This is a genomic window from Citrobacter amalonaticus (assembly GCF_018252635.1).
Taxonomy (GTDB): Bacteria; Pseudomonadota; Gammaproteobacteria; order Enterobacterales; family Enterobacteriaceae; genus Citrobacter_A; species Citrobacter_A amalonaticus_E.
Map to the genome: position 1 here is coordinate 30,092 of NZ_JAGTXM010000005.1, position 21,343 is coordinate 51,434.

At 52.0% G+C, this 21,343-nt stretch carries 22 protein-coding genes; 9 read left to right on the plus strand and 13 right to left on the minus strand.

Features of this window, described 5'->3' with window-relative positions; genetic code table 11:
* The first annotated feature begins 225 nt into the window (after window positions 1-225).
* The 5 genes from pstS to phoU all read left to right on the plus strand — a co-directional run bounded on the left by pstS (window position 226) and on the right by phoU (window position 4,927).
* Entirely contained in the window at window positions 226-1,266 is a 1,041-nt protein-coding gene (gene pstS / locus KE671_RS15710) for a phosphate ABC transporter substrate-binding protein PstS (RefSeq protein ID WP_206163731.1), read from the plus strand.
* 192 nt (window positions 1,267-1,458) lie between these two features.
* Complete coding sequence (gene pstC / locus KE671_RS15715; RefSeq protein WP_042323550.1) at window positions 1,459-2,418, plus strand: phosphate ABC transporter permease PstC; 960 nt, start codon at window positions 1,459-1,461, stop codon at window positions 2,416-2,418.
* The gene (gene pstA, locus KE671_RS15720; RefSeq protein ID WP_061075814.1) at window positions 2,418-3,308 is read left to right on the plus strand and encodes a phosphate ABC transporter permease PstA; all 891 of its coding nucleotides are present in this window, start codon (window positions 2,418-2,420) and stop codon (window positions 3,306-3,308) included. The genes pstC and pstA overlap by 1 nt, the downstream gene beginning before the upstream one ends.
* A 95-nt stretch (window positions 3,309-3,403) precedes the next feature.
* Window positions 3,404-4,177 carry a phosphate ABC transporter ATP-binding protein PstB gene (gene pstB, locus KE671_RS15725; RefSeq protein WP_042998747.1) on the plus strand — a complete coding sequence of 258 codons (774 nt, stop codon included), beginning with the start codon at window positions 3,404-3,406 and terminating at the stop codon, window positions 4,175-4,177.
* 24 nt (window positions 4,178-4,201) lie between these two features.
* Complete coding sequence (gene phoU, locus KE671_RS15730; RefSeq protein ID WP_206164034.1) at window positions 4,202-4,927, plus strand: phosphate signaling complex protein PhoU; 726 nt, start codon at window positions 4,202-4,204, stop codon at window positions 4,925-4,927.
* Window positions 4,928-5,017: 90 nt separating this feature from the next.
* Here phoU and yieH read toward each other — a convergent pair whose 3' ends face one another.
* On the minus strand, window positions 5,018-5,683 hold the full coding sequence (gene yieH / locus KE671_RS15735) for a 6-phosphogluconate phosphatase (protein ID WP_206163732.1): 666 nt from the start codon (window positions 5,681-5,683) through the stop codon (window positions 5,018-5,020).
* 166 nt (window positions 5,684-5,849) lie between these two features.
* Between yieH and adeP the strand changes: the two genes are divergently transcribed.
* Window positions 5,850-7,187: an NCS2 family permease gene (gene adeP / locus KE671_RS15740; RefSeq protein ID WP_206163733.1), complete on the plus strand. Its 1,338-nt coding sequence runs from the start codon at window positions 5,850-5,852 to the stop codon at window positions 7,185-7,187.
* Window positions 7,188-7,277: 90 nt separating this feature from the next.
* Here adeP and yieF read toward each other — a convergent pair whose 3' ends face one another.
* The 12 genes from yieF to KE671_RS23100 form a co-directional block, all read right to left on the minus strand.
* Window positions 7,278-7,844, minus strand: coding sequence for a class I chromate reductase YieF (gene yieF, locus KE671_RS15745; protein WP_061075816.1), 567 nt, complete (start codon window positions 7,842-7,844; stop codon window positions 7,278-7,280).
* A 10-nt stretch (window positions 7,845-7,854) separates the two neighbouring features.
* The gene (locus KE671_RS15750; protein WP_206163734.1) at window positions 7,855-8,604 is read right to left on the minus strand and encodes a 4'-phosphopantetheinyl transferase family protein; all 750 of its coding nucleotides are present in this window, start codon (window positions 8,602-8,604) and stop codon (window positions 7,855-7,857) included.
* 268 nt (window positions 8,605-8,872) lie between these two features.
* A complete protein-coding gene (tnaB, locus tag KE671_RS15755; RefSeq protein WP_206163735.1) occupies window positions 8,873-10,123 on the minus strand; it encodes a low affinity tryptophan permease TnaB in 1,251 nt (416 codons plus the stop codon).
* Window positions 10,124-10,235: 112 nt separating this feature from the next.
* Window positions 10,236-11,651 carry a tryptophanase gene (gene tnaA, locus KE671_RS15760; RefSeq protein ID WP_206163736.1) on the minus strand — a complete coding sequence of 472 codons (1,416 nt, stop codon included), beginning with the start codon at window positions 11,649-11,651 and terminating at the stop codon, window positions 10,236-10,238.
* A gap of 242 nt (window positions 11,652-11,893) precedes the next feature.
* A complete protein-coding gene (gene tnaC / locus KE671_RS23095) occupies window positions 11,894-11,995 on the minus strand; it encodes a tryptophanase leader peptide (protein ID WP_071887608.1) in 102 nt (33 codons plus the stop codon).
* Window positions 11,996-12,119: 124 nt separating this feature from the next.
* On the minus strand, window positions 12,120-13,049 hold the full coding sequence (locus KE671_RS15770) for a haloacid dehalogenase-like hydrolase (RefSeq protein ID WP_206163737.1): 930 nt from the start codon (window positions 13,047-13,049) through the stop codon (window positions 12,120-12,122).
* A 67-nt stretch (window positions 13,050-13,116) separates the two neighbouring features.
* Window positions 13,117-14,481 (minus strand): tRNA uridine-5-carboxymethylaminomethyl(34) synthesis GTPase MnmE, encoded by a 1,365-nt coding sequence (gene mnmE / locus KE671_RS15775; RefSeq protein WP_206163738.1) that lies wholly within the window; start codon window positions 14,479-14,481, stop codon window positions 13,117-13,119.
* A gap of 106 nt (window positions 14,482-14,587) precedes the next feature.
* Window positions 14,588-16,234 (minus strand): membrane protein insertase YidC, encoded by a 1,647-nt coding sequence (gene yidC, locus KE671_RS15780; protein ID WP_061075822.1) that lies wholly within the window; start codon window positions 16,232-16,234, stop codon window positions 14,588-14,590.
* A 2-nt stretch (window positions 16,235-16,236) separates the two neighbouring features.
* Entirely contained in the window at window positions 16,237-16,494 is a 258-nt protein-coding gene (gene yidD / locus KE671_RS15785) for a membrane protein insertion efficiency factor YidD (RefSeq protein WP_001307474.1), read from the minus strand.
* Window positions 16,458-16,817: a ribonuclease P protein component gene (gene rnpA, locus KE671_RS15790; protein WP_206163739.1), complete on the minus strand. Its 360-nt coding sequence runs from the start codon at window positions 16,815-16,817 to the stop codon at window positions 16,458-16,460. The genes yidD and rnpA overlap by 37 nt, the downstream gene beginning before the upstream one ends.
* Before the next feature lie 16 nt (window positions 16,818-16,833).
* Window positions 16,834-16,974, minus strand: a complete 141-nt coding sequence (gene rpmH / locus KE671_RS15795) for a 50S ribosomal protein L34 (protein WP_000831330.1) — start codon at window positions 16,972-16,974, stop codon at window positions 16,834-16,836.
* 228 nt (window positions 16,975-17,202) lie between these two features.
* Window positions 17,203-17,283 (minus strand): hypothetical protein, encoded by an 81-nt coding sequence (locus KE671_RS23100; protein WP_419762346.1) that lies wholly within the window; start codon window positions 17,281-17,283, stop codon window positions 17,203-17,205.
* 297 nt (window positions 17,284-17,580) lie between these two features.
* Here KE671_RS23100 and dnaA point away from each other — a divergent pair, with 297 nt between their 5' ends.
* The 3 genes from dnaA to recF all read left to right on the plus strand — a co-directional run bounded on the left by dnaA (window position 17,581) and on the right by recF (window position 21,316).
* Entirely contained in the window at window positions 17,581-18,990 is a 1,410-nt protein-coding gene (gene dnaA, locus KE671_RS15800) for a chromosomal replication initiator protein DnaA (RefSeq protein ID WP_206163740.1), read from the plus strand.
* A 4-nt stretch (window positions 18,991-18,994) separates the two neighbouring features.
* Window positions 18,995-20,095, plus strand: coding sequence for a DNA polymerase III subunit beta (gene dnaN / locus KE671_RS15805; RefSeq protein WP_042998734.1), 1,101 nt, complete (start codon window positions 18,995-18,997; stop codon window positions 20,093-20,095).
* A gap of 147 nt (window positions 20,096-20,242) precedes the next feature.
* Window positions 20,243-21,316: a DNA replication/repair protein RecF gene (gene recF, locus KE671_RS15810; protein WP_206163741.1), complete on the plus strand. Its 1,074-nt coding sequence runs from the start codon at window positions 20,243-20,245 to the stop codon at window positions 21,314-21,316.
* Window positions 21,317-21,343 lie beyond the last annotated feature (27 nt).

Below are 21,343 nucleotides of genomic sequence, written 5' to 3' on the forward strand. Positions count from 1 at the left end.
TTCAGCTACTTTTTTCAGTGTCACAAAAAGAAAATTTTCCTGAAAAGCCATTGTCATATATTTGGTTAACTTAATGATAAACAGCAAAAAAATGATTCTGATTTAACGGAAAATTCCATTGTCATAAAACTGTCATATTTCGTACATTTAACTGTCACCTGTTTGTCCTATTTTGCTCATCGTAGCCACTTAACAATGATTTACGAAAATCTTGCAGGAGACATTATGAAAGTTATGCGTACCACTGTCGCAACTGTTGTCGCCGCGACCTTATCTATGAGCGCTTTCTCTGCATTAGCAGCAGCAAGTCTGACAGGCGCAGGTGCAACTTTTCCTGCGCCGGTGTATGCCAAATGGGCTGATACTTATCAGAAAGAGACCGGTAGTAAAGTGAACTACCAGGGTATCGGCTCCTCCGGTGGTGTAAAACAAATTACAGCGAATACTGTTGATTTCGGTGCCTCTGATGCGCCGTTGTCTGACGAAAAACTGAATCAGGAAGGCCTGTTCCAGTTCCCGACCGTGATTGGCGGCGTGGTACTGGCGGTAAACATCCCGGGTCTGAAGTCAGGCGAACTGGTACTGGATGGGAAAACTCTGGGTGACATCTACCTGGGGAACATCAAGAAGTGGGATGATGAAGCCATCACCAAACTGAACCCTGGTGTGAAACTGCCTTCTCAGAACATCGCCGTTGTGCGCCGTGCTGATGGTTCCGGTACCTCCTTCGTCTTCACCAGCTATCTGGCGAAAGTGAACGAAGAGTGGAAAACCAAAGTGGGCGCGGGCTCTACCGTTAACTGGCCAACCGGTCTGGGCGGTAAAGGTAACGACGGTATCGCCGCGTTCGTACAGCGTCTGCCAGGTTCCATTGGCTACGTCGAATACGCTTACGCTAAGCAGAACAACCTGGCATACACCAGACTGATTTCGGCTGACGGTAAACCGGTGAGTCCGACCGAAGAGAACTTCGCTAACGCCGCGAAAGGCGCTGACTGGAGCAAATCTTTCGCCCAGGATCTGACGAACCAGAAAGGTGATGATGCGTGGCCGATTACCTCCACCACCTTCATCCTGGTTCACAAAGAGCAGAAGAAACCTGAGCAGGGTGCAGAAGTGCTGAAATTCTTCGACTGGGCATACAAAAATGGCGGCAAACAGGCTAATGACCTGGATTACGCCAGCCTGCCGGACAGCGTGGTTGAGCAGATCCGTGCGGCATGGAAGACTAATGTGAAAGACAGCAGCGGTAAAGCGCTGTACTAAATACCCGTCATACTTCGAGCCGCAGCTGTGTTGGCTGCGTTTGTTCACCCCAGTCACATAGTGAATCTATGCTCCTGGGGATTCACAAGCTTGCCGCCTTGCTGCAACTCGAATTATTTAGGGTATGGCATTACGTTAGCCAGGAAGCGCGATAAAATGCGCGCTTCCTGGCCCAAACTTAAAGAGTGATTTATGGCTGCAACCAAGCCTGCTTTTAACCCACCGGGTAAAAAGGGTGACAAAATCTTCAGCGCGCTGGTAAAACTGGCTGCGCTGATTGTGCTATTGATGTTGGGTGGCATTATTGTCTCTCTGATCATCTCCTCCTGGCCCAGCATTGAGAAATTTGGTTTCTCTTTCCTGTGGACCAAAGACTGGGACGCGCCAAACGACATCTACGGAGCGCTGGTACCCATCTACGGTACGCTGGTCACCTCTTTTATCGCACTGCTGATCGCCGTTCCGGTGAGCTTCGGCATTGCCCTGTTTCTGACTGAACTCGCGCCTGGCTGGCTGCGTCGCCCGCTGGGCATCGCGATTGAACTGCTGGCGGCTATCCCGAGTATCGTCTACGGCATGTGGGGCCTGTTTATCTTTGCTCCGCTGTTTGCCACTTATTTCCAGGAACCGGTCGGCAATATTCTTTCCAACATCCCGTTTGTTGGCGCACTGTTCTCCGGCCCGGCATTTGGTATCGGTATTCTGGCGGCAGGCGTGATCCTCGCCATCATGATCATCCCTTACATTGCGGCGGTAATGCGTGATGTATTTGAACAGACGCCGGTGATGATGAAAGAGTCTGCCTACGGTATTGGCTGTACCACCTGGGAAGTGATCTGGCGCATCGTGTTGCCGTTCACCAAAAATGGGGTGATTGGCGGCATCATGCTGGGGTTGGGACGTGCACTGGGTGAAACGATGGCGGTGACTTTCATCATCGGCAACACCTACCAGCTCGACAGCGCATCGCTGTACATGCCCGGTAACAGTATCACCTCGGCGCTGGCGAACGAATTTGCGGAAGCGGAATCCGGTCTGCACGTTGCCGCGTTGATGGAGCTGGGTCTGATTCTGTTTGTGATTACCTTCATCGTGCTGGCAGCATCTAAGTTTATGATTTTGCGCCTTGCGAAGAATGAGGGGGCACGCTAATGGCTACGCTTGAAATGCAAACCAGCGCAGAACTGGCAGAATCCCGTCGCAAAATGCAGGCTAAGCGCCGGATGAAAAACCGCATCGCGCTGACGCTCTCAATGGCGACAATGGCGTTTGGCCTGTTCTGGCTGGTCTGGATCCTCATGTCTACCATTACTCGCGGTATCGACGGGATGTCGCTGGCGCTGTTCACCGAAATGACGCCGCCGCCGAATACGGCAGGAGGCGGACTGGCGAACGCCCTGGCAGGCAGTGGCCTGCTAATCCTGTGGGCGACCGTGTTTGGTACGCCGCTGGGCATCATGGCCGGGATTTATCTGGCGGAATATGGTCGCAAATCCTGGCTGGCGGAAGTGATTCGATTCATCAATGACATTCTGCTTTCTGCCCCGTCTATCGTGGTTGGTCTGTTCGTGTACACCATTGTGGTAGCGCAGATGGAGCACTTCTCCGGTTGGGCGGGCGTGATTGCGCTGGCGTTGTTGCAGGTGCCTATCGTCATTCGAACCACTGAAAACATGTTGAAGCTGGTGCCGGACAGTCTGCGTGAAGCGGCTTATGCGCTGGGGACGCCGAAGTGGAAAATGATCTCCGCGATTACGCTGAAAGCGTCTGTCTCCGGGATCATGACCGGTATCCTGTTGGCGATTGCGCGTATCGCGGGTGAAACTGCCCCGCTGCTGTTTACGGCGCTCTCCAACCAGTTCTGGAGTACCGACATGATGCAGCCGATCGCCAACCTGCCGGTCACCATCTTTAAATTTGCGATGAGTCCGTTTGCGGAATGGCAGCAACTGGCGTGGGCTGGGGTGCTGATTATCACGCTGTGCGTATTGCTGCTGAACATTCTGGCGCGCGTTATTTTCGCCAAGAGCAAACACGGTTAACACGTTGCCGGATGGCGGCGTGCGGCCTACGGTTGAACCTATTTGTTGTAGGCCTGAAAGCTGCGGCCATCAGGCATGATAAGGAAAAGAGTAAAATGAGTATGGTTGATACTGCACCGGGTAAGATTCAGGTTCGTGATTTGAACTTCTACTACGGCAAGTTCCATGCCCTAAAGAACATCAACCTGGATATCGCTAAGAACCAGGTGACGGCATTTATCGGGCCTTCCGGCTGTGGTAAATCGACGCTGCTGCGTACGTTCAACAAGATGTTTGAACTGTATCCGGAACAGCGTGCGGAAGGTGAAATCCTGCTCGATGGTGACAATATTCTCACCAATACCCAGGATATCGCTTTGTTACGTGCCAAAGTCGGGATGGTGTTCCAGAAGCCAACGCCATTCCCGATGTCTATCTATGACAACATCGCCTTTGGCGTGCGTCTGTTTGAGAAATTGTCCCGGGCGGATATGGACGAGCGCGTGCAGTGGGCGTTGACCAAGGCCGCACTATGGAATGAAACCAAAGATAAATTGCACCAGAGCGGGTACTCTCTCTCCGGTGGTCAGCAGCAACGTCTGTGCATCGCGCGGGGTATCGCCATTCGCCCGGAAGTGTTGTTGCTGGATGAGCCGTGCTCAGCGCTGGATCCGATCTCAACCGGTCGTATCGAAGAGTTGATCACTGAGCTGAAACAGGATTACACCGTGGTGATCGTGACCCACAACATGCAGCAGGCTGCGCGTTGTTCCGACCATACGGCGTTTATGTACCTGGGCGAGTTGATTGAGTTCAGCAACACGGACGACCTGTTCACCAAGCCCGCGAAGAAACAAACCGAAGATTACATTACTGGCCGCTACGGTTGATATGCCCGGGCATCTGGAGAAATGATGGACAATTTAAACCTTAATAAACACATTTCCGGTCAGTTCAACGCCGAACTGGAAAGCATCCGCACTCAGGTAATGACGATGGGCGGCATGGTCGAGCAGCAGCTTTCTGATGCCATCACCGCGATGCACAATCAGGACAGCGAACTGGCGAAGCGCGTTATTGAAGGCGATAAGCACGTCAACATGATGGAAGTGGCGATTGATGAAGCCTGTGTCCGCATCATCGCCAAGCGCCAGCCGACGGCGAGCGACCTGCGTCTGGTGATGGCGATCATCAAAACCATCGCCGAGCTGGAACGTATTGGCGACGTGGCGGATAAAATCTGTCGTACCGCGCTGGAGAAATTTTCCCAGCAGCACCAGCCGCTGCTGGTAAGCCTGGAATCACTCGGACGCCACACCGTACAGATGCTGCATGACGTGCTGGATGCGTTTGCGCGGATGGATCTGGATGAAGCGGTGCGTATCTACCGTGAAGACAAGAAAGTGGACCAGGAATACGAAGGGATCGTGCGTCAGTTGATGACCTACATGATGGAAGATTCGCGTACGATTCCCAGCGTGCTGACCGCGTTGTTCTGCGCGCGCTCTATCGAGCGTATCGGCGACCGCTGCCAGAATATCTGTGAATACATCTTCTACTTCGTGAAGGGACAGGACTTCCGTCACGTGGGCGGCGATGAACTGGATAAGCTGCTGGCGGGAAAAGATCCGAAAGAGTAATTTTTTTGGCGGGTGGCGCTTTGCTTACCCGCCCTACAAAACCATGGATCCTGTAGGCCGGATAAGCGCGTGCGCCATCCGGCTTTTTTATTATCGCGTAATATTCCACCCACGCGCTTTCCACAATGCCGGCAACTGCGCCAGATCGGTAAAAGTCGTCACTTTGGGATGGTCGATAGGCTTGTTGTGTGGATCGGCACAGAAGTAGAACACTTCCATTCCCGCCTCAATCCCCGACTGCGCGCCTGCAGAAGAATCATCTACCAGAATGCAGTTCTGCGCGTTCACGTTCATCGCTTTTGCCGCGTGGAACATCAGCGCCGGATCGGGCTTCCAGCGCTGAATATCGTAGCCGCTGTACAGTTTGTCCGGGAAATGATGCAGCATGCCCAGTTTTCCCAGTGAGTGCTGCATTTTACTGACCGGACCGTTAGAAACCACGCACATCGGCACCGTCATACTGTCCAGCAATGCATTCGCACCAGGGATCACTTCCAGTTCCGAGTCGAACAGGCGTGCGACCTCGGCGCGGTAGACGGGTTCTAAGTCAGCTTTGGCCAACGTCACCCCATGCTCCTCATTAATGATATCAATGATTTCGTAGAGCTTTACGCCCTTAAAGCGTTTAAAAGTGTCTTCGAGATCGAGGGTGATACCGAATTCCTGGAACATTGCGACATACGCACGGGAACAGATCACTTCACTGTCGACCAGCGTACCGTCACAGTCAAAAAATACCGCTTCAATTCCGGACATGCCTTTCCCTTTTCACTAGTTTAACGTTTACGTACTGCCTGATTGTGCAACGCAATCGTTGCCGTATAAGTAAAATCAATGAAAAAAACATCGCACAATCACCCCCTATTGTCGCATTTTGGTATAGGATAGCGACGAATTTTCCCTCCTTGTTTGGAAATTGATAATGAGTCAACAACACACAACCCAGACGTCTGGTCAGGGGATGCTGGAACGCGTGTTCAAACTGCGCGAACATGGCACAACGGCACGCACCGAAGTGATCGCCGGTTTCACCACCTTCCTGACGATGGTTTATATCGTTTTTGTTAACCCGCAAATTCTGGGCGTTGCTGGCATGGATACCAGCGCCGTCTTCGTGACGACCTGTCTGATTGCCGCGTTCGGCAGTATTCTGATGGGGCTGTTCGCTAATCTGCCGGTAGCGCTGGCGCCTGCAATGGGGCTGAATGCGTTCTTTGCCTTCGTTGTGGTTGGCGCGATGGGCCTGCCGTGGCAGGTCGGTATGGGCGCGATTTTCTGGGGCGCCGTCGGTCTGCTACTGCTGACTATCTTCCGCGTGCGTTACTGGATGATTGCCAATATCCCGGTCAGTTTGCGTGTGGGGATCACCAGCGGTATCGGTCTGTTCATCGGCATGATGGGCCTGAAAAACGCAGGCGTCATCGTCGCAAATCCGGAAACCCTGGTCAGCATCGGTAATCTGACCTCCCACAGCGTTTTGCTGGGCGTGCTCGGTTTCTTCATCATCGCTATCCTAGCGTCACGTAACATTCACGCCGCCGTGCTGGTGTCCATCATCGTCACCACGCTGTTGGGCTGGATGATGGGTGATGTGCACTATAACGGCATTGTCTCTGCGCCGCCGAGCGTTTCGTCAGTGATTGGACATGTCGATCTGGCGGGGTCGCTTAACATTGGTTTGGCGGGGGTGATTTTCTCCTTCATGCTGGTTAACCTGTTTGACTCTTCTGGTACTTTGATCGGCGTGACTGACAAAGCCGGTCTGGCGGATGAAAAAGGTAAATTCCCGCGCATGAAGCAGGCGCTGTTTGTTGATAGCGTCTCCTCTGTGACCGGGGCATTTATCGGGACTTCTTCCGTCACTGCCTATATCGAGTCCTCTTCCGGCGTTTCTGTCGGAGGGCGTACCGGTCTGACCGCTGTGGTTGTAGGTCTGCTGTTCCTGTTAGTGATCTTCCTGTCTCCGCTGGCGGGAATGGTGCCTGGCTATGCGGCCGCAGGCGCGCTGATTTATGTCGGCGTGTTAATGACGTCCAGTCTGTCTCGCGTGAAGTGGGACGATCTCACTGAATCCGTGCCGGCGTTTATTACTGCTGTGATGATGCCGTTTAGCTTCTCGATTACCGAAGGGATCGCGCTGGGCTTTATCTCTTACTGTGTGATGAAAATCGGCACCGGTCGTCTGCGTGATCTGAGCCCGTGCGTCGTTGTTGTGGCGCTGCTGTTTGTGCTGAAGATTGTGTTTATTGACGCGCATTAAGGTGCGGTTTGTGGTGTCAGGTGGCGCTTCGCTTACCTGATCTACTAAAGAGTGTAGGCCCGGTAAGCGCTAGCGCCACCGGGCTTTTTATTAGGCTTTAACCCGCTGGATATAGTCACCAAACGCGGTGAGCTGGCCGGTTAGATGGTCCAGTGTACTCTGGTCAATCACTTCACCCGTTTGCGGGTCTACTTTGTTCTGAATCACGCCGCCCATAAATTCCGGCTTGTTCATGACCATTGCATCCAGGAAGACCAGGATCTGACGCAAATGATACTGGCAGCGCGCGCCGCCGATTGCGCCCATCGAACTGGTCTGGATCAGCACCGGTTTGCCGGAAAGCGGCTGATCGGGCAAGCGTGACAGCCAGTCGATAGCGTTTTTCAGGCCACCCGGGACCGAGTAGTTGTATTCCGGCGTAACGATAACCACGCCATCGGCCTGGCGGATCTGCTCTGCCAGCGCTTCGACGCTTGCCGGGAACCCCTCTTCCTGTTGCACATCGGCATCATAAAGCGGGATATCACCGATAGACGGTAACGCACTCACTTCCATACCTGCCGGGGCGATTTTCGGCAGCGTACGGGCAACCATACCGTTAAACGAACCTTTGCGCAGGCTTCCCAGTAATGTAACAACATTCAACGTTTCAGACATGGTAACTCCATCAGTTATGCGTATAAGACGTCGCTGCAGATAATTGCGCGAATCGCATCAGGCGACCCGTTGGCGCATTCGCACGGGTCTGGATATCAGACAGGCTTTTCCAACCGTGCTTACCATCTAACTCCCATAGCTGAAGTTTATCAATGGCAGGCGTAACCGCAACCGACCAGACCAGCAGATCTTCGGCGTCGCAGATAGCTTCAATCTGAGTAACAGACACACATTTCAGACGTCCAGCCCCTGGCAGAAGCTGTAGTTCGTGCGGATCGTCATTGCGGACGTCTCCCGTCAGTTTCAGGACGCTCTGGCGCAAGGTGATCATCTGCGCACGCGCTTCGTCGGGATCGTGTTGCTTGCTGATCCACAGACTTTCGTTGCTGGAGAAGGTCGGGACTTCGGCGGTATGGGGGCTGATAAATCCTCGGGTGGCGCGCTGGAGTTCCATATCCAGTCCGCATTCCCCTTCGGTTGTCAGCGCCACGCCAACCATATTACCGGCGTAGGCGATGGAAAAACTGGGCAGATTCTTATCGCGAAATGCTGGTTTCCCTTTGGCTTTGTAGACGATTTCCGGTAATTCGAGTGTGCCATACAGCATAAACATCAGCTCGGCGAGAAGTCCTCGGGATGCCAGAAATCGGGTCTGACGATGGGTTGGCAATCTTCGTGCTTCATGATGACAGGATGACGGGAGACGCATCGAAATCAGGTGTCCCTCCGTCAGGATCCCTCTGGCAAAATGGGTCGCCATTTTTCTCTCCATGATAATGGTCGTTGATAATGACGAGAGTAACATTTACTCGGTTTATAGACAGAGTAAATAGACAAAAAGTACGACTGAATCAGCCTCCCTTACGCGCATTTACATTTTCTGGCGCGTATTGGCTGTTTTTGCGTCAGGAGAGGTTGTTTGATGGTCTCCCGGGGACGAAGGCGAATTGCCATTTGGACAACAGTGATTTCCTGAAAGGACATGCCGCCTGGAAGGTGGCGGCATGTCAACCAGACGAAACAGCAATTTAACTGAATCGGGGTAACAGGTTGAAGACGTTGCCAAACCAGCAAACAATGACCGCTATACCGAACAAGATCACGATAGTCGGGATAATGAGCCCGCCCCAGACGGTAAACATTTTATTGGGGAACTTCTGGCGGGCTTTCAGCGCCAGTACCGCAGGGATGATCACAGCCCATATCGTTGCGCACAGTCCTGCGCCGCCAATGCCGTAGATAAAACCGTTCGGGAAGATTAAATACAAAAGCGCGGGAGGCAGGAAGGTCAACAAGACGGTTTTAAAACGCCCCATCGCGGAGTTATCGAATTTGAACAGATCCGCAAGATAATCAAATAATCCCAGGGTTACGCCAAAGAAGGAGCTGGCAACGGCCAGATTTGAAAAAACCAGCAGACAAAATTCGATGATTCCGGTTTGTCTGGTGCCAAGGAATGATTTTACTAATGAATCAACATTCCCGCCTGAGGCGATGATGTCACTGAAGCTTTCCCGCGAAATGTTACCCATGGTGCAATACAACCAGAACAGATAAATCACCAGCGCCAGCAGAGATCCAAAGACAATGCTTTTTATTAATTTATCTTTTCTTTTGCCATAGCAGATGATCAGGCTGGGAATGTTTCCATGAAAGCCAAATGATGCCAGGCATACCGGTAGCGCCATAAAAATATAGGGGAAGTAAGAGGCGTTGTTTTGGGCCTGGCCTGTGGTATCGCGCAATATAGAAAAATCGACCTGAAAGAAAAACGATCCAAAAACGATAATAAAAGAGATGATTTTAATCCCGAGGAACAGGGAGGTTATTCGACTGGCAGCCAGTGAACTGATCCACAGCACGCTGGCGACAAAAATGGCAGTACAGATTCCGACAATTCGGGGATTAACGCGATACCCCATATTCATGGAGATAGTTTCACTAATGATGGCGCCATTAGCAGAAATATAGGCATACGTGAGAATGTAGAGAACAAAGGCGACCGTAAATCCACTCACTATGTTCCATTTGTTACCAATAAGATCTTTTGTGATGGTGTTAAAACTGGATCCGATGGGGTAATTTAAATTTGCCTCTAATAACAGGAGTCCGGAATGCATCATTGAAAACCAGGCGATTATTAAGATAAACGCCCCCCAGAAAAACCACGCGCCGGACAAATCAACGGGGAGAGCAAACATCCCCCCACCAATCACGGTGCCGGCTATGACCATAATCCCCCAGAAGGAGGAGTGTTTAGCATTCGAATTTTCTTCCATGATGCCTCATTAATTATAGTAAGCCTATAAAGTTTTAATTGTGCAACAATATTAAGGAAGTGGATTTATCGCTGGGGTGGTTACATTACATAACCACCCTTGATACTTATAGTTAAACTTCTTTTAGCTTAGCGGTGAAGTGTCGTAATACTTTTGGTTCGTAGGTGAAGGTCAGTCCTTTAATATTTACTGCGTTTTCTTTGACATGCTCAAAGGCTTCAATAATAAAGTCCATATGAGATTGAGTATACGTTGCCCTTGGGATGGTTAAACGCAGAAGCTCGGCCGGGCAAGGTAATTGCTTACCGGTTTTAGGATCTCTGCCTAATAAGAATGAACCAATCTCAACGGCGCGGATACCGGCTACTTTATAGAGTTCGCAAGCGAGCGCCTGGGCCGGGAACTGTTCTGCCGGAATGTGTGGCAACAATTTACCGGCATCGACAAATGCTGCGTGACCGCCCGCCTGTTGGCAGGTGACGCCAATCGCTTCGAGGCCATCGACAAGATATTGCACCTGCGTAATACGATAGGCCAGCCAGTCCTGGTTCATTCCATCCACCAGACCCACCGCAAGGCGCTCCATTGCCCCACCTTCCAGGCCACCGTATGTCGGGAAGCCTTCCTGTACGACGCACAGGGTTCTGCACTCGGTATAGACGTCAAAATAAGTGTCGTCTTTAATGCACAGTAATCCGCCCATTGGTACCATCGCATCTTTTTTCGCGGACATTGCCAGCATATCGGCATATTTGTAAGTCTCGCGGGTAATTTCCTCGATGCTCCAGTCCCGGTATTCTGCTTCGCGTTTCTGAATGAAATAAGCATTCTCGGCAAAGCGTGCGGAGTCCATTACCACCGGAATGTCATATTTTTTGGCGATGTGATACATAGCCTTCAGGTTGGCCAGGGAAACCGGTTGTCCACCTGCCGAATTACTTGTAATGGTCGCTACAATATACGGTACGTTGTTTGCACCGACTTCCTGAATACCGCGCTCTAATCCATCAAGATCGAAATTTCCCTTAAAGTCGTAACGAATACCCGTATCAAATGCCTCTTTGATGTATACGTTACGCACGGCACAACCGTTGATTTGGCTGTGGCCCTGAGTAGTATCGAAGAAGTAGTTGGAGAAAACCGCCATCTTACTTCTGTCTAACCCTTTTTCCTGCTCACGTTTTTTGATTAATACCGGAATATAAATTTGTTCTGCACCGCGGCCCTGGTGCGTTGGAATAGTGTATTGATAACCGAAAATGTTTTTCACTGCTTCAGACAGCGCATAATAACTACGACTGCCGCTGTAGGCTTCATCCCCGCGCAGCATGGCTGCTTGCATGTTCTGTGTCACTGCGCCAGTACCACTGTCGGTCAGCAGATCAATAAACACATCTTCACTATCCAGCAGGAAAGGGTTCATCCCGGATTTAATGATTGCGTTATTCCGATGTTCTCTCGTTGTACGTTTTACCGGTTCAATAACACGAATACGGAAGGGTTCTGGTAAATGTTTAAAGTTATCCATGACATAATCCTTTAATTTATTTGACTGTATTGACTCAATACGTCTTCACGCGGGTATAAATATACCCGGCATAATTCATTCCTCATATATTCCATCCATGACTGTATTTTCGTTTAAAAAAACGAACAGGCATACGTGGCGTTGCGATATGCAACCACAATGAGAATTGAGCTATGTTTGAGATGTGCCAAATGAACAGACTACGAATAGCCTATGCTATGGCAAAATAAAGGCAGGGAAACTTAAGGGTGATGATTGACAATTTTATTGTCAACATTAAACCATTTTGAAATGATGTATGTATTTAAGATAATCATGATTGAGTTATCCTCTTTAGACACCATACTACATTATGGCAATGAAATTATTTGTCTATGAGAGAATAATTTAACTGTGATAAAAATCACAGTTAAATTAAATTTTAATTAATTAAGGATCGTTCAATAAAATAGAAAATACAATATTACGCTAGCGATTTACAGAACGTGCGATACGTGTATAAGTATGCCTGACGCCGCGAATCGCCACGCTGTAGGCCAGTATATTTTCTGGCAACGCCATCCCCATATAGCCCGTATCGCCAATATGATGGAGATCCGCCCCTGCCATTTTACTCATCAGGGCTATCTGGCGAATTGTACTGACGTCTGCGCCCTCCTGAGAGGTGCCGATTGCCGTCATTGCCAGTGCGCCGTGCGCGTGTGCACATGCGATCAGCGACTCTACCTTTTGCTGGCTCATACCCGGTACAGTGCCCGGCGCTGGAATGAGCACGATATCTGCGCCCTGATCGGCAAATGCCGCGACGTCACTTTCGCTGATTATCGTGCTGCCGCTCTCCCGGACAATGCCTGCGCCGTGCATTTTACCAGTAATGATAATGGCCCTTTCGCCAACGGCTTCACGAATCGCTTTCACCGCTTTCCCCAGTGACTGATTGCTGACGCCGTTGTTGGGATTTCCCGTTAGTACCAGGATTTTCGCCCCCATCTCTACCAGTGTTCGAGCGTTCTCTGCGGTGGCGGCACGGCCTGGCTTCATTTTCCAGATGTCATCATGTGCAATGGCAAATTCAGGATCGACAGCCTCGAGATTGACGCCGATGATGCGCCCGGTCAGGCGCTGTAATTCATGCAACGTCTGATCCGGTGCGGTACTGGCAGGCATTCCCTGGATTAGCGGTGCTTCGCTATCGAACATGTTGATCAGCAGAATATCCGCCCCCTGCGACGCGGCAAGTTCGGCATTAGTAACGTTATTGAGCAACGGTTGGGTAATGGCGATGGTTTCACTGACCAGGACGCGGCCTTCACTGGCGCGGATGGCGTAGAGCAGCGCGGCTTTGTCCATGCACGCGAAATCGGAAGCACTGCAGTCAAGTAAACGTTTCTGTTCCATAAAAAGAGATCCTCTTATAAAACGATAACGCCCCGAATTAACCGTCGGTGAATTCGGGACTACGGGATTACTTACCGATACAGAAACTGGAGAAAATTCGTCCCAGCAGATCGTCAGAAGTAAATTCACCGGTGATCTCGCTTAAGCTTTGTTGCGCCAGACGGAGTTCTTCAGCCAGTAATTCACCTGCCCACGCCCCCAGCAGTTGAGCCTTGCCCTGCTGGAGATGCTCTGCGGCGTCAGCCAGCGCCTGTAAGTGACGACGACGCGCCAGGAAGCCGCCTTCCATGTTGGTATCAAAACCCATGCTCTGTTTGAGATGGTTACGCAATACGTCCACCCCTTCACCAGTACGTGCCGAAAGACGAACCAGTGAGTGACCATTCACTTCACTGATACCCAGCGGTTCGCCAGTGATATCCGCTTTGTTTCGTACCACGGTAATGGGCAGTTTTGACGGTAAACGGGCGATAAAGTCCGGCCAGATGTCGGCCGGATTAACGGCATCTGTGGTGGTGCCATCGACCATAAACAGTACGCGGTCCGCCTGCTCAATTTCCTGCCAGGCACGTTCGATACCGATACGTTCCACTTCGTCGCTGGCCTCACGCAGACCGGCAGTATCGATAATGTGCAGCGGCATACCATCGATATGGATGTGTTCACGCAGCACGTCACGCGTGGTACCGGCGATGTCGGTGACAATCGCCGCTTCACGACCCGCCAGGGCGTTCAACAGACTTGATTTACCGGCGTTAGGGCGTCCGGCAATGACCACCTTCATCCCTTCACGCAGTAGGCTACCCTGACGCGCTTCAGCGCGAACGGCATCAAGGTCGGCAATCACGCTGTTCAGTTGTGCTTCAATTTTGCCATCGGACAGGAAGTCGATCTCTTCATCCGGAAAGTCAATGGCCGCTTCTACGTAGATGCGCAAGTGAGTAAGTGCTTCCACCAGATGATTAACGCGGGTGGAAAAGGCTCCCTGTAACGAGTTCAACGCTGAACGAGCCGCCTGTTCAGAGCTGGCATCAATCAGGTCGGCGATGGCTTCGGCCTGGGCTAAGTCGAGCTTATCGTTGAGAAACGCGCGCTCAGAGAACTCGCCGGGGCGGGCAATGCGCAGGCCAGGCAGCATCAGGATACGTTTTAACAGCAAGTCGAGAATGACCGGGCCGCCGTGTCCCTGTAGCTCCAGTACGTCCTCGCCGGTAAACGAGTTAGGACCGGGAAACCACAGAGCGATCCCCTGGTCCAGCGCAGTACCGTCGGCATCTTTAAACGGCAGATAGTCGGCGTAACGGGGTTTGGGCAACTTGCCCAGAACGGCTTCGGCCACCTCGCGAGCTTTCAGGCCGGAGATGCGCAGAATGCCTACACCACCACGTCCCGGTGGGGTTGCCTGGGCGACGATAGTGTCGTTATGGCTCATGGTTTTTCTCTTTTAATACCCATAAAAAAGGCGGTCATAAGACCGCCCTTTGTTTAATGCTCCGTTTGCCGGATGGCGGCTTCGCCTTATCCGGCCTACAACCGAATCAGGACTTTTTCTTCTCGCGGCTATGCAGACCACGTTTCTCCAGACCACGGTAAATCAGCTGCTGCTGAATAATGGTCACCAGGTTGCTGACGATATAGTACAGCACCAGACCTGACGGGAACCACAGGAAGAACACGGTGAAGATGACCGGCATAAAGGTCATGATCTTCTGCTGCATCGGGTCGGTCACGGTGGTTGGCGACATCTTCTGGATGAAGAACATCGTTACGCCCATCAGGATCGGCAGGATGTAGTATGGGTCCTGTGCAGATAAGTCATGGATCCACAGAGCAAACGGCGCATGACGCAGTTCCACGGAGCCCATCAGCATGTAGTACAACGCCAGGAAGATAGGCATCTGAATGATCAGCGGGAAGCAGCCACCCAGCGGGTTAACCTTCTCCGCTTTGTACAGGGCCATCATTTCCTGGCTCTGACGCTGTTTGTCATCGCCCAGACGCTCACGCATTGCCTGAATCTTCGGCTGTAGCATACGCATCTTCGCCATGGAGGTGTACTGCGCTTTGGTCAGCGGGTACATGATGCCACGAACGATAAAGGTGATGATGATAATGGAGAAGCCCCAGTTACCCACGAAGCTGTGGATCCATTTCAGCAGTTTGAACAGCGGCTGAGAGATGAACCACAGCCAACCGTAATCTACGGTCAGATCCAGGTGCGGTGCAACGGCCGCCATTTTGTCCTGAATTTCCGGGCCAACCCACAGAGTGCTGGTCATCGCGCCAGACTGGCCAGGCTGAACCAGTACCGGTTGAGATTTGTAACCGATAGCGGCAATGCCGTTACCCAGATTCGCGGTATAGAAGTTATTGGTACCGTCGTTACGCGGCACCCATGCCGTTGCAAAATACTGTTGCAGCATCGCGACCCAACCGTCTTTCGCATTGACGTTCAGGTTTTCGTTATCCGCGATGGTGTCGAACTTGTATTTTTCATACTTCTCATCTGGCGTGGAGTACGCGGCGCCACGGAAAGTATGTAATGCGAAGTTGCTGCTTCCGGTGTCGCGATGAGACGGCAGATTGATGGATTGCTTCAGCTGACCAAAGGTGGAGATCTCCAGCGGCTTCTCGCTGGCGTTCTGCACGCTGTAGTTCACGTTAACCGCATACTCACCACGTTTGAGGACAAACGTTTTGGTAAAGGTGTTACCCGCGGCATCCGTATAGGTCATCGGGATCTGCAGTTCATTCTGACCGTCAGCCAGTACAAAGGCGTCTTTTTCGACGTTGTACAGCGGACGTGGGCCATTAGCCGGGTTATCCGGGCCGTCACGACCTGTCAGACCGCTCTGCGCCTGATAGATAAACTGCGGTGTGGTTTCCAACAGTTGGAACGGTTCACTGGAACCGAGTTCTTTCGGGTAAGCTGGCAGCAGAGCCTGTTCCACATCACCACCACGGGTGTTGATGGTCAGATCAAGCACGTCAGTCTTAACCGTAATCAGTTTCCCCTGGCCACTGGCCGGTACGCCCTGGTCGGCGGCGCTACCCGCTGCGGTGGTCGTTGTCTGCGTGGTCTGTTGGGTCTGAGGTTGAGGATTTTTATCCTGCTCCCAGGCTTGCCAGATCATGAAAGACACGAACAGCAAAGCGATGACTAAAAGATTGCGTTGCGAATCCATCGTTAGTGTTCTCTGGTATCAAATGGTCCGGGCGGGACGGGATCGTCACCACCAGGGTGTAAAGGGTGGCATTTTAATACGCGTTTCACCGTCAACCAACTGCCTTTTATCACTCCAAACCTGCGCAATGCCTCAATTCCGTAGCTTGAACACGTTGGAGTGAAACGGCAATGCGGCCCAAGCAGCGGACTGATCAGGCGTTGATAGACCCGAATAAGGGCTATCAGGACCCGCGAGCCAGGCGACAATGGCGGCGCCATAATTTTTCCAACGCTTCCGAGAGAGCACGGTTATCGAGGTCGGCAACCCCTTTTTTCGCCACCACGACGAAGTCCATTGCTGGTAATTCGTGTTGACGCAGACGAAAACTTTCACGCGTCAGACGTTTAATCCGATTGCGTTCATGAGCGCGTCGAACGCTTTTCTTGGCGACAGTAAGACCGATACGGGGATGCCCCAGCGAATTCAGGCGGCCGAGAATGGTGATTTGCGGCGTGCCAGCCCGTTGTGGCTGCTGGAAGACGAATGTGAAATGATTGGGAGTTAACAAACGTAACTCCCTGGGAAATGCGAGCTTAACCACTCAGGGGTTAGCTTTATTACTTGGAAACGGTCAGACGAGCGCGGCCTTTAGCACGACGACGTGCCAGAACCTGACGACCATTTTTAGTAGCCATACGAGCACGGAAGCCGTGAGAACGGTTGCGCTTCAGTACAGACGGTTGAAAAGTGCGTTTCATGGCGATTTCTACCTAAACTTGAAAAAATTCATGACTTTTACGGCTGCCCGAATGAAGTTCGAATGACGGACGCCGAAGTCGTGGGTGATTAAAGAGGCCGGATTGTAATAATTGTACACTCCGGAGTCAATTCTCTTTGCTTAAATCCCTGCCTTTTTCCGCACCTTTTCGCGTGAAAAACAGGCAGCGTTGACACCGTGTTACGGGCATCTCGCGACGGGGGAAAGATTATACGGCCTGATGTACAAAGCGCAAGGATCGCTCGGGATCTTTATGAGATCGTTTTAGCAGTATAGCGTCTTTACTCATTAATTTTTCCAATATGCGGGCGAAATCGTGCAGCACTTCTCCAGGATCGTTTACACTTATCCGGTCCTGTGAAGGCCTGTGGATAAATCGGGAAGAATCTGTGAGAAACAGAAGATCTCTTGCTCAGTTTACGCTATGATCCGCGGTCCCGATCGTTTCAAAGGATCCTGATCGGGTTAAAATTGCAGATAGCAATTCGCACGTCACCCTTTGCATAGGGTCTAGTCGACGTGCGTCAACAATCATGAATGTTTCAGCCTTTGTCATTTATCGACTTTTGTTCGAGTGGAGTCCGCCGTGTCACTTTCGCTTTGGCAGCAGTGTCTTGCCCGATTGCAGGATGAGTTACCAGCCACAGAATTCAGTATGTGGATACGCCCTTTGCAGGCGGAACTGAGCGATAACACGCTGGCTTTGTATGCGCCAAACCGTTTTGTGCTCGATTGGGTAAGAGACAAGTACCTTAACAATATCAATGGACTGCTGAATAACTTCTGCGGTGCGGATGCCCCACAGCTGCGTTTTGAGGTTGGGACGAAACCTGTCAGCCAGACGCTGAAGGCGCCCATGAACAACAACGTCGCCGCACCGGCTCAGGTGGCGCACCAGGTGCAACCGCAGCGCGCGGCGCCTGTCGCGGCGCGTCCGGGCTGGGACAATGTGCCTGCGCCGGCAGAACCTACCTATCGTTCTAACGTTAACGTCAAACACACGTTTGATAACTTCGTTGAAGGTAAATCCAACCAGCTAGCCCGCGCGGCGGCGCGTCAGGTGGCGGACAACCCAGGCGGCGCCTATAACCCGCTGTTCCTTTATGGCGGTACGGGTCTGGGTAAAACCCACCTGTTGCACGCGGTGGGGAACGGTATCATGGCGCGTAAACCTAATGCCAAAGTGGTGTATATGCACTCCGAGCGCTTTGTCCAGGACATGGTTAAAGCCCTGCAAAACAATGCGATCGAAGAGTTTAAACGCTATTACCGTTCCGTTGACGCCCTGCTTATCGATGACATCCAGTTCTTTGCCAATAAAGAACGATCCCAGGAAGAGTTTTTCCACACCTTTAACGCCCTTCTTGAAGGCAATCAGCAGATCATTTTGACCTCGGATCGTTATCCAAAAGAGATCAACGGCGTTGAGGATCGTCTGAAATCCCGCTTCGGTTGGGGGTTAACGGTGGCGATCGAACCGCCAGAACTGGAAACCCGCGTGGCGATCCTGATGAAAAAGGCTGACGAGAACGATATTCGTCTGCCGGGCGAAGTGGCCTTCTTTATTGCCAAGCGTCTACGCTCTAACGTGCGTGAGCTGGAAGGGGCACTGAACCGTGTGATTGCCAACGCCAACTTTACCGGCCGGGCGATTACTATCGACTTTGTTCGCGAAGCGCTGCGCGATTTGCTGGCGTTGCAGGAAAAACTGGTCACCATCGACAATATTCAGAAGACGGTGGCGGAATATTACAAAATCAAAATTGCGGATTTGCTGTCCAAGCGTCGTTCTCGCTCGGTAGCGCGTCCGCGTCAGATGGCCATGGCGCTGGCGAAAGAACTCACTAACCACAGTCTGCCGGAAATTGGCGACGCGTTTGGTGGTCGCGACCACACTACGGTGCTTCATGCCTGCCGTAAGATTGAGCAGTTGCGTGAAGAAAGCCATGATATTAAAGAAGATTTCTCAAACTTAATCAGAACATTATCTTCGTGACGCTATGAAATTTACCGTTGAACGTGAACATTTATTAAAGCCGCTTCAGCAGGTCAGCGGCCCGCTGGGTGGTCGTCCTACGCTGCCTATTCTTGGCAACCTGTTGCTGCAGGTGGCTGATGGTGCGCTTTCGCTGACAGGTACCGATCTTGAAATGGAAATGGTGGCCCGCGTTGCGTTGATTCAGCCACATGAGCCAGGTGCGACCACCGTCCCGGCGCGGAAGTTTTTTGATATCTGCCGTGGCCTGCCTGAAGGGGCGGAAATCGCCGTCCAACTGGAAGGCGATCGCATGTTGGTGCGTTCGGGTCGCAGCCGTTTTTCGCTTTCCACACTGCCTGCCGCCGACTTCCCGAATCTGGATGACTGGCAGAGCGAGGTAGAATTCACCCTGCCGCAGGCGACGATGAAGCGTCTGATTGAAGCCACGCAGTTCTCCATGGCGCATCAGGACGTGCGTTACTACTTAAACGGCATGCTGTTTGAGACCGAAGGTGAAGAGTTGCGTACCGTCGCGACCGATGGTCACCGTCTGGCGGTTTGCTCTATGCCTGTTGGTCAGTCGCTGCCCAACCATTCGGTGATCGTACCGCGTAAAGGTGTAATTGAACTGATGCGGATGCTCGATGGCGGCGATAATCCGCTGCGCGTGCAGATCGGCAGCAACAACATCCGTGCGCATGTCGGCGACTTTATTTTTACCTCTAAGCTGGTGGATGGTCGCTTCCCGGATTACCGTCGCGTACTGCCGAAGAATCCGGATAAACATCTGGAAGCTGGCTGCGATATCCTCAAACAGGCTTTTGCCCGCGCGGCGATCCTGTCGAACGAGAAATTCCGTGGCGTGCGTCTGTATGTGAGTGAAAATCAGCTCAAAATCACCGCAAACAACCCGGAGCAGGAAGAAGCCGAAGAGATTCTGGACGTCACCTATCCCGGGACTGAAATGGAGATCGGTTTTAACGTTAGCTACGTGCTGGATGTCCTGAATGCGCTGAAGTGCGAAAACGTGCGCATCATGCTGACTGACTCCGTATCGAGCGTACAAATTGAAGATGCGGCCAGCCAGAGTGCTGCTTACGTTGTCATGCCAATGAGACTTTAGTGAAAATTATCGGGCTATCTTACTTGCCATTTTCAACTTGGGCTGTGCTCGCCCCTGTCACGTACTTCGTGTACGCTCCAGGGTCTGCGCGCAGTCCGCGTTGAAACTGGCTGCGCCGATTACGCCCTGGCCCGAAGAAAACCAGATATGTCACTGACGCGCCTTTTAATTAAAGATTTTCGCAACATCGAAAGCGCGGATCTCGCTTTGTCCCCTGGCTTTAACTTCCTGGTTGGCGCTAACGGCAGCGGTAAAACCAGCGTTCTGGAAGCTATCTATACGCTCGGCCATGGCCGGGCGTTTCGCAGTTTGCAGATAGGTCGTGTCATTCGTCACGAGCAGGAGTCGTTCGTGCTGCACGGGCGGTTGCAGGGTGCAGAGCGAGAGACCTCAATTGGGTTAACCAAAGATAAGTTGGGTGACAGCAAAGTGCGCATTGACGGAACCGACGGCCACAAAGTGGCGGAACTGGCGCTGTTGATGCCGATGCAACTGATCACTCCTGAGGGGTTTACTTTACTCAACGGCGGCCCCAAATACAGAAGAGCGTTCCTCGATTGGGGATGCTTTCACAATGAAGCCGGATTCTTCACCGCCTGGAGCAACCTGAAACGTCTGCTCAAGCAGCGCAATGCGGCGTTGCGCCAGGTGAGTCGTTACGAGCAACTGCGTCCGTGGGATAAAGAACTGATCCCGCTGGCGGAACAAATCAGCACCTGGCGCGCGGAGTACAGCGCCGGTATCGCGCAGGATATGGCAGATACCTGCCAGCAGTTTCTTCCTGAATTTTCTCTCTCCTTCTCTTTTCAGCGCGGCTGGGAGAAAGAGACAGATTATGCCGAGGTGCTGGAACGCGGTTTTGAACGCGACCGCATGTTGACCTACACCGCGCATGGCCCGCATAAAGCGGATTTCCGCATTCGTGCCGACGGTGCGCCGGTGGAAGATACCTTATCGCGTGGGCAGTTAAAGCTGCTAATGTGCGCCTTACGTCTGGCGCAAGGGGAGTTCCTCACCCGTGAAAGCGGGCGGCGGTGTCTCTACCTGATAGATGATTTTGCCTCAGAGCTTGATGATGCGCGTCGTGGACTGCTGGCCAGTCGATTAAAAGCGACACAATCTCAGGTCTTTGTCAGCGCAATCAGCGCTGAACACGTTCTGGACATGTCGGATAAAAATTCGAAGATGTTCACCGTGGAAAAGGGTAAAATAACGGATTAACCCAAGTTTAAATGAGCGAGAAACGTT

Bases quoted from the DNA above. Each gene is read 5' to 3' on its own strand.
- tnaA (WP_206163736.1), bottom strand. From the start codon at position 11,651: ATGGATAACTTTAAACATTTACCAGAACCCTTCCGTATTCGTGTTATT.
- pstB (WP_042998747.1), top strand. From the start codon at position 3,404: ATGAGTATGGTTGATACTGCACCGGGTAAGATTCAGGTTCGTGATTTG.
- yieH (WP_206163732.1), bottom strand. From the start codon at position 5,683: ATGTCCGGAATTGAAGCGGTATTTTTTGACTGTGACGGTACGCTGGTC.
- pstC (WP_042323550.1), top strand. From the start codon at position 1,459: ATGGCTGCAACCAAGCCTGCTTTTAACCCACCGGGTAAAAAGGGTGAC.
- KE671_RS15770 (WP_206163737.1), bottom strand. From the start codon at position 13,049: ATGGAACAGAAACGTTTACTTGACTGCAGTGCTTCCGATTTCGCGTGC.
- KE671_RS23100 (WP_419762346.1), bottom strand. From the start codon at position 17,283: ATGAGTAAAGACGCTATACTGCTAAAACGATCTCATAAAGATCCCGAG.
- yieF (WP_061075816.1), bottom strand. From the start codon at position 7,844: ATGTCTGAAACGTTGAATGTTGTTACATTACTGGGAAGCCTGCGCAAA.
- pstS (WP_206163731.1), top strand. From the start codon at position 226: ATGAAAGTTATGCGTACCACTGTCGCAACTGTTGTCGCCGCGACCTTA.
- recF (WP_206163741.1), top strand. From the start codon at position 20,243: ATGTCACTGACGCGCCTTTTAATTAAAGATTTTCGCAACATCGAAAGC.
- mnmE (WP_206163738.1), bottom strand. From the start codon at position 14,481: ATGAGCCATAACGACACTATCGTCGCCCAGGCAACCCCACCGGGACGT.
- yidD (WP_001307474.1), bottom strand. From the start codon at position 16,494: ATGGCGCCGCCATTGTCGCCTGGCTCGCGGGTCCTGATAGCCCTTATT.
- dnaN (WP_042998734.1), top strand. From the start codon at position 18,995: ATGAAATTTACCGTTGAACGTGAACATTTATTAAAGCCGCTTCAGCAG.
- pstA (WP_061075814.1), top strand. From the start codon at position 2,418: ATGGCTACGCTTGAAATGCAAACCAGCGCAGAACTGGCAGAATCCCGT.
- yidC (WP_061075822.1), bottom strand. From the start codon at position 16,234: ATGGATTCGCAACGCAATCTTTTAGTCATCGCTTTGCTGTTCGTGTCT.
- tnaB (WP_206163735.1), bottom strand. From the start codon at position 10,123: ATGGAAGAAAATTCGAATGCTAAACACTCCTCCTTCTGGGGGATTATG.
- tnaC (WP_071887608.1), bottom strand. From the start codon at position 11,995: ATGGTGTCTAAAGAGGATAACTCAATCATGATTATCTTAAATACATAC.
- phoU (WP_206164034.1), top strand. From the start codon at position 4,202: ATGGACAATTTAAACCTTAATAAACACATTTCCGGTCAGTTCAACGCC.
- rpmH (WP_000831330.1), bottom strand. From the start codon at position 16,974: ATGAAACGCACTTTTCAACCGTCTGTACTGAAGCGCAACCGTTCTCAC.
- KE671_RS15750 (WP_206163734.1), bottom strand. From the start codon at position 8,604: ATGGCGACCCATTTTGCCAGAGGGATCCTGACGGAGGGACACCTGATT.
- adeP (WP_206163733.1), top strand. From the start codon at position 5,850: ATGAGTCAACAACACACAACCCAGACGTCTGGTCAGGGGATGCTGGAA.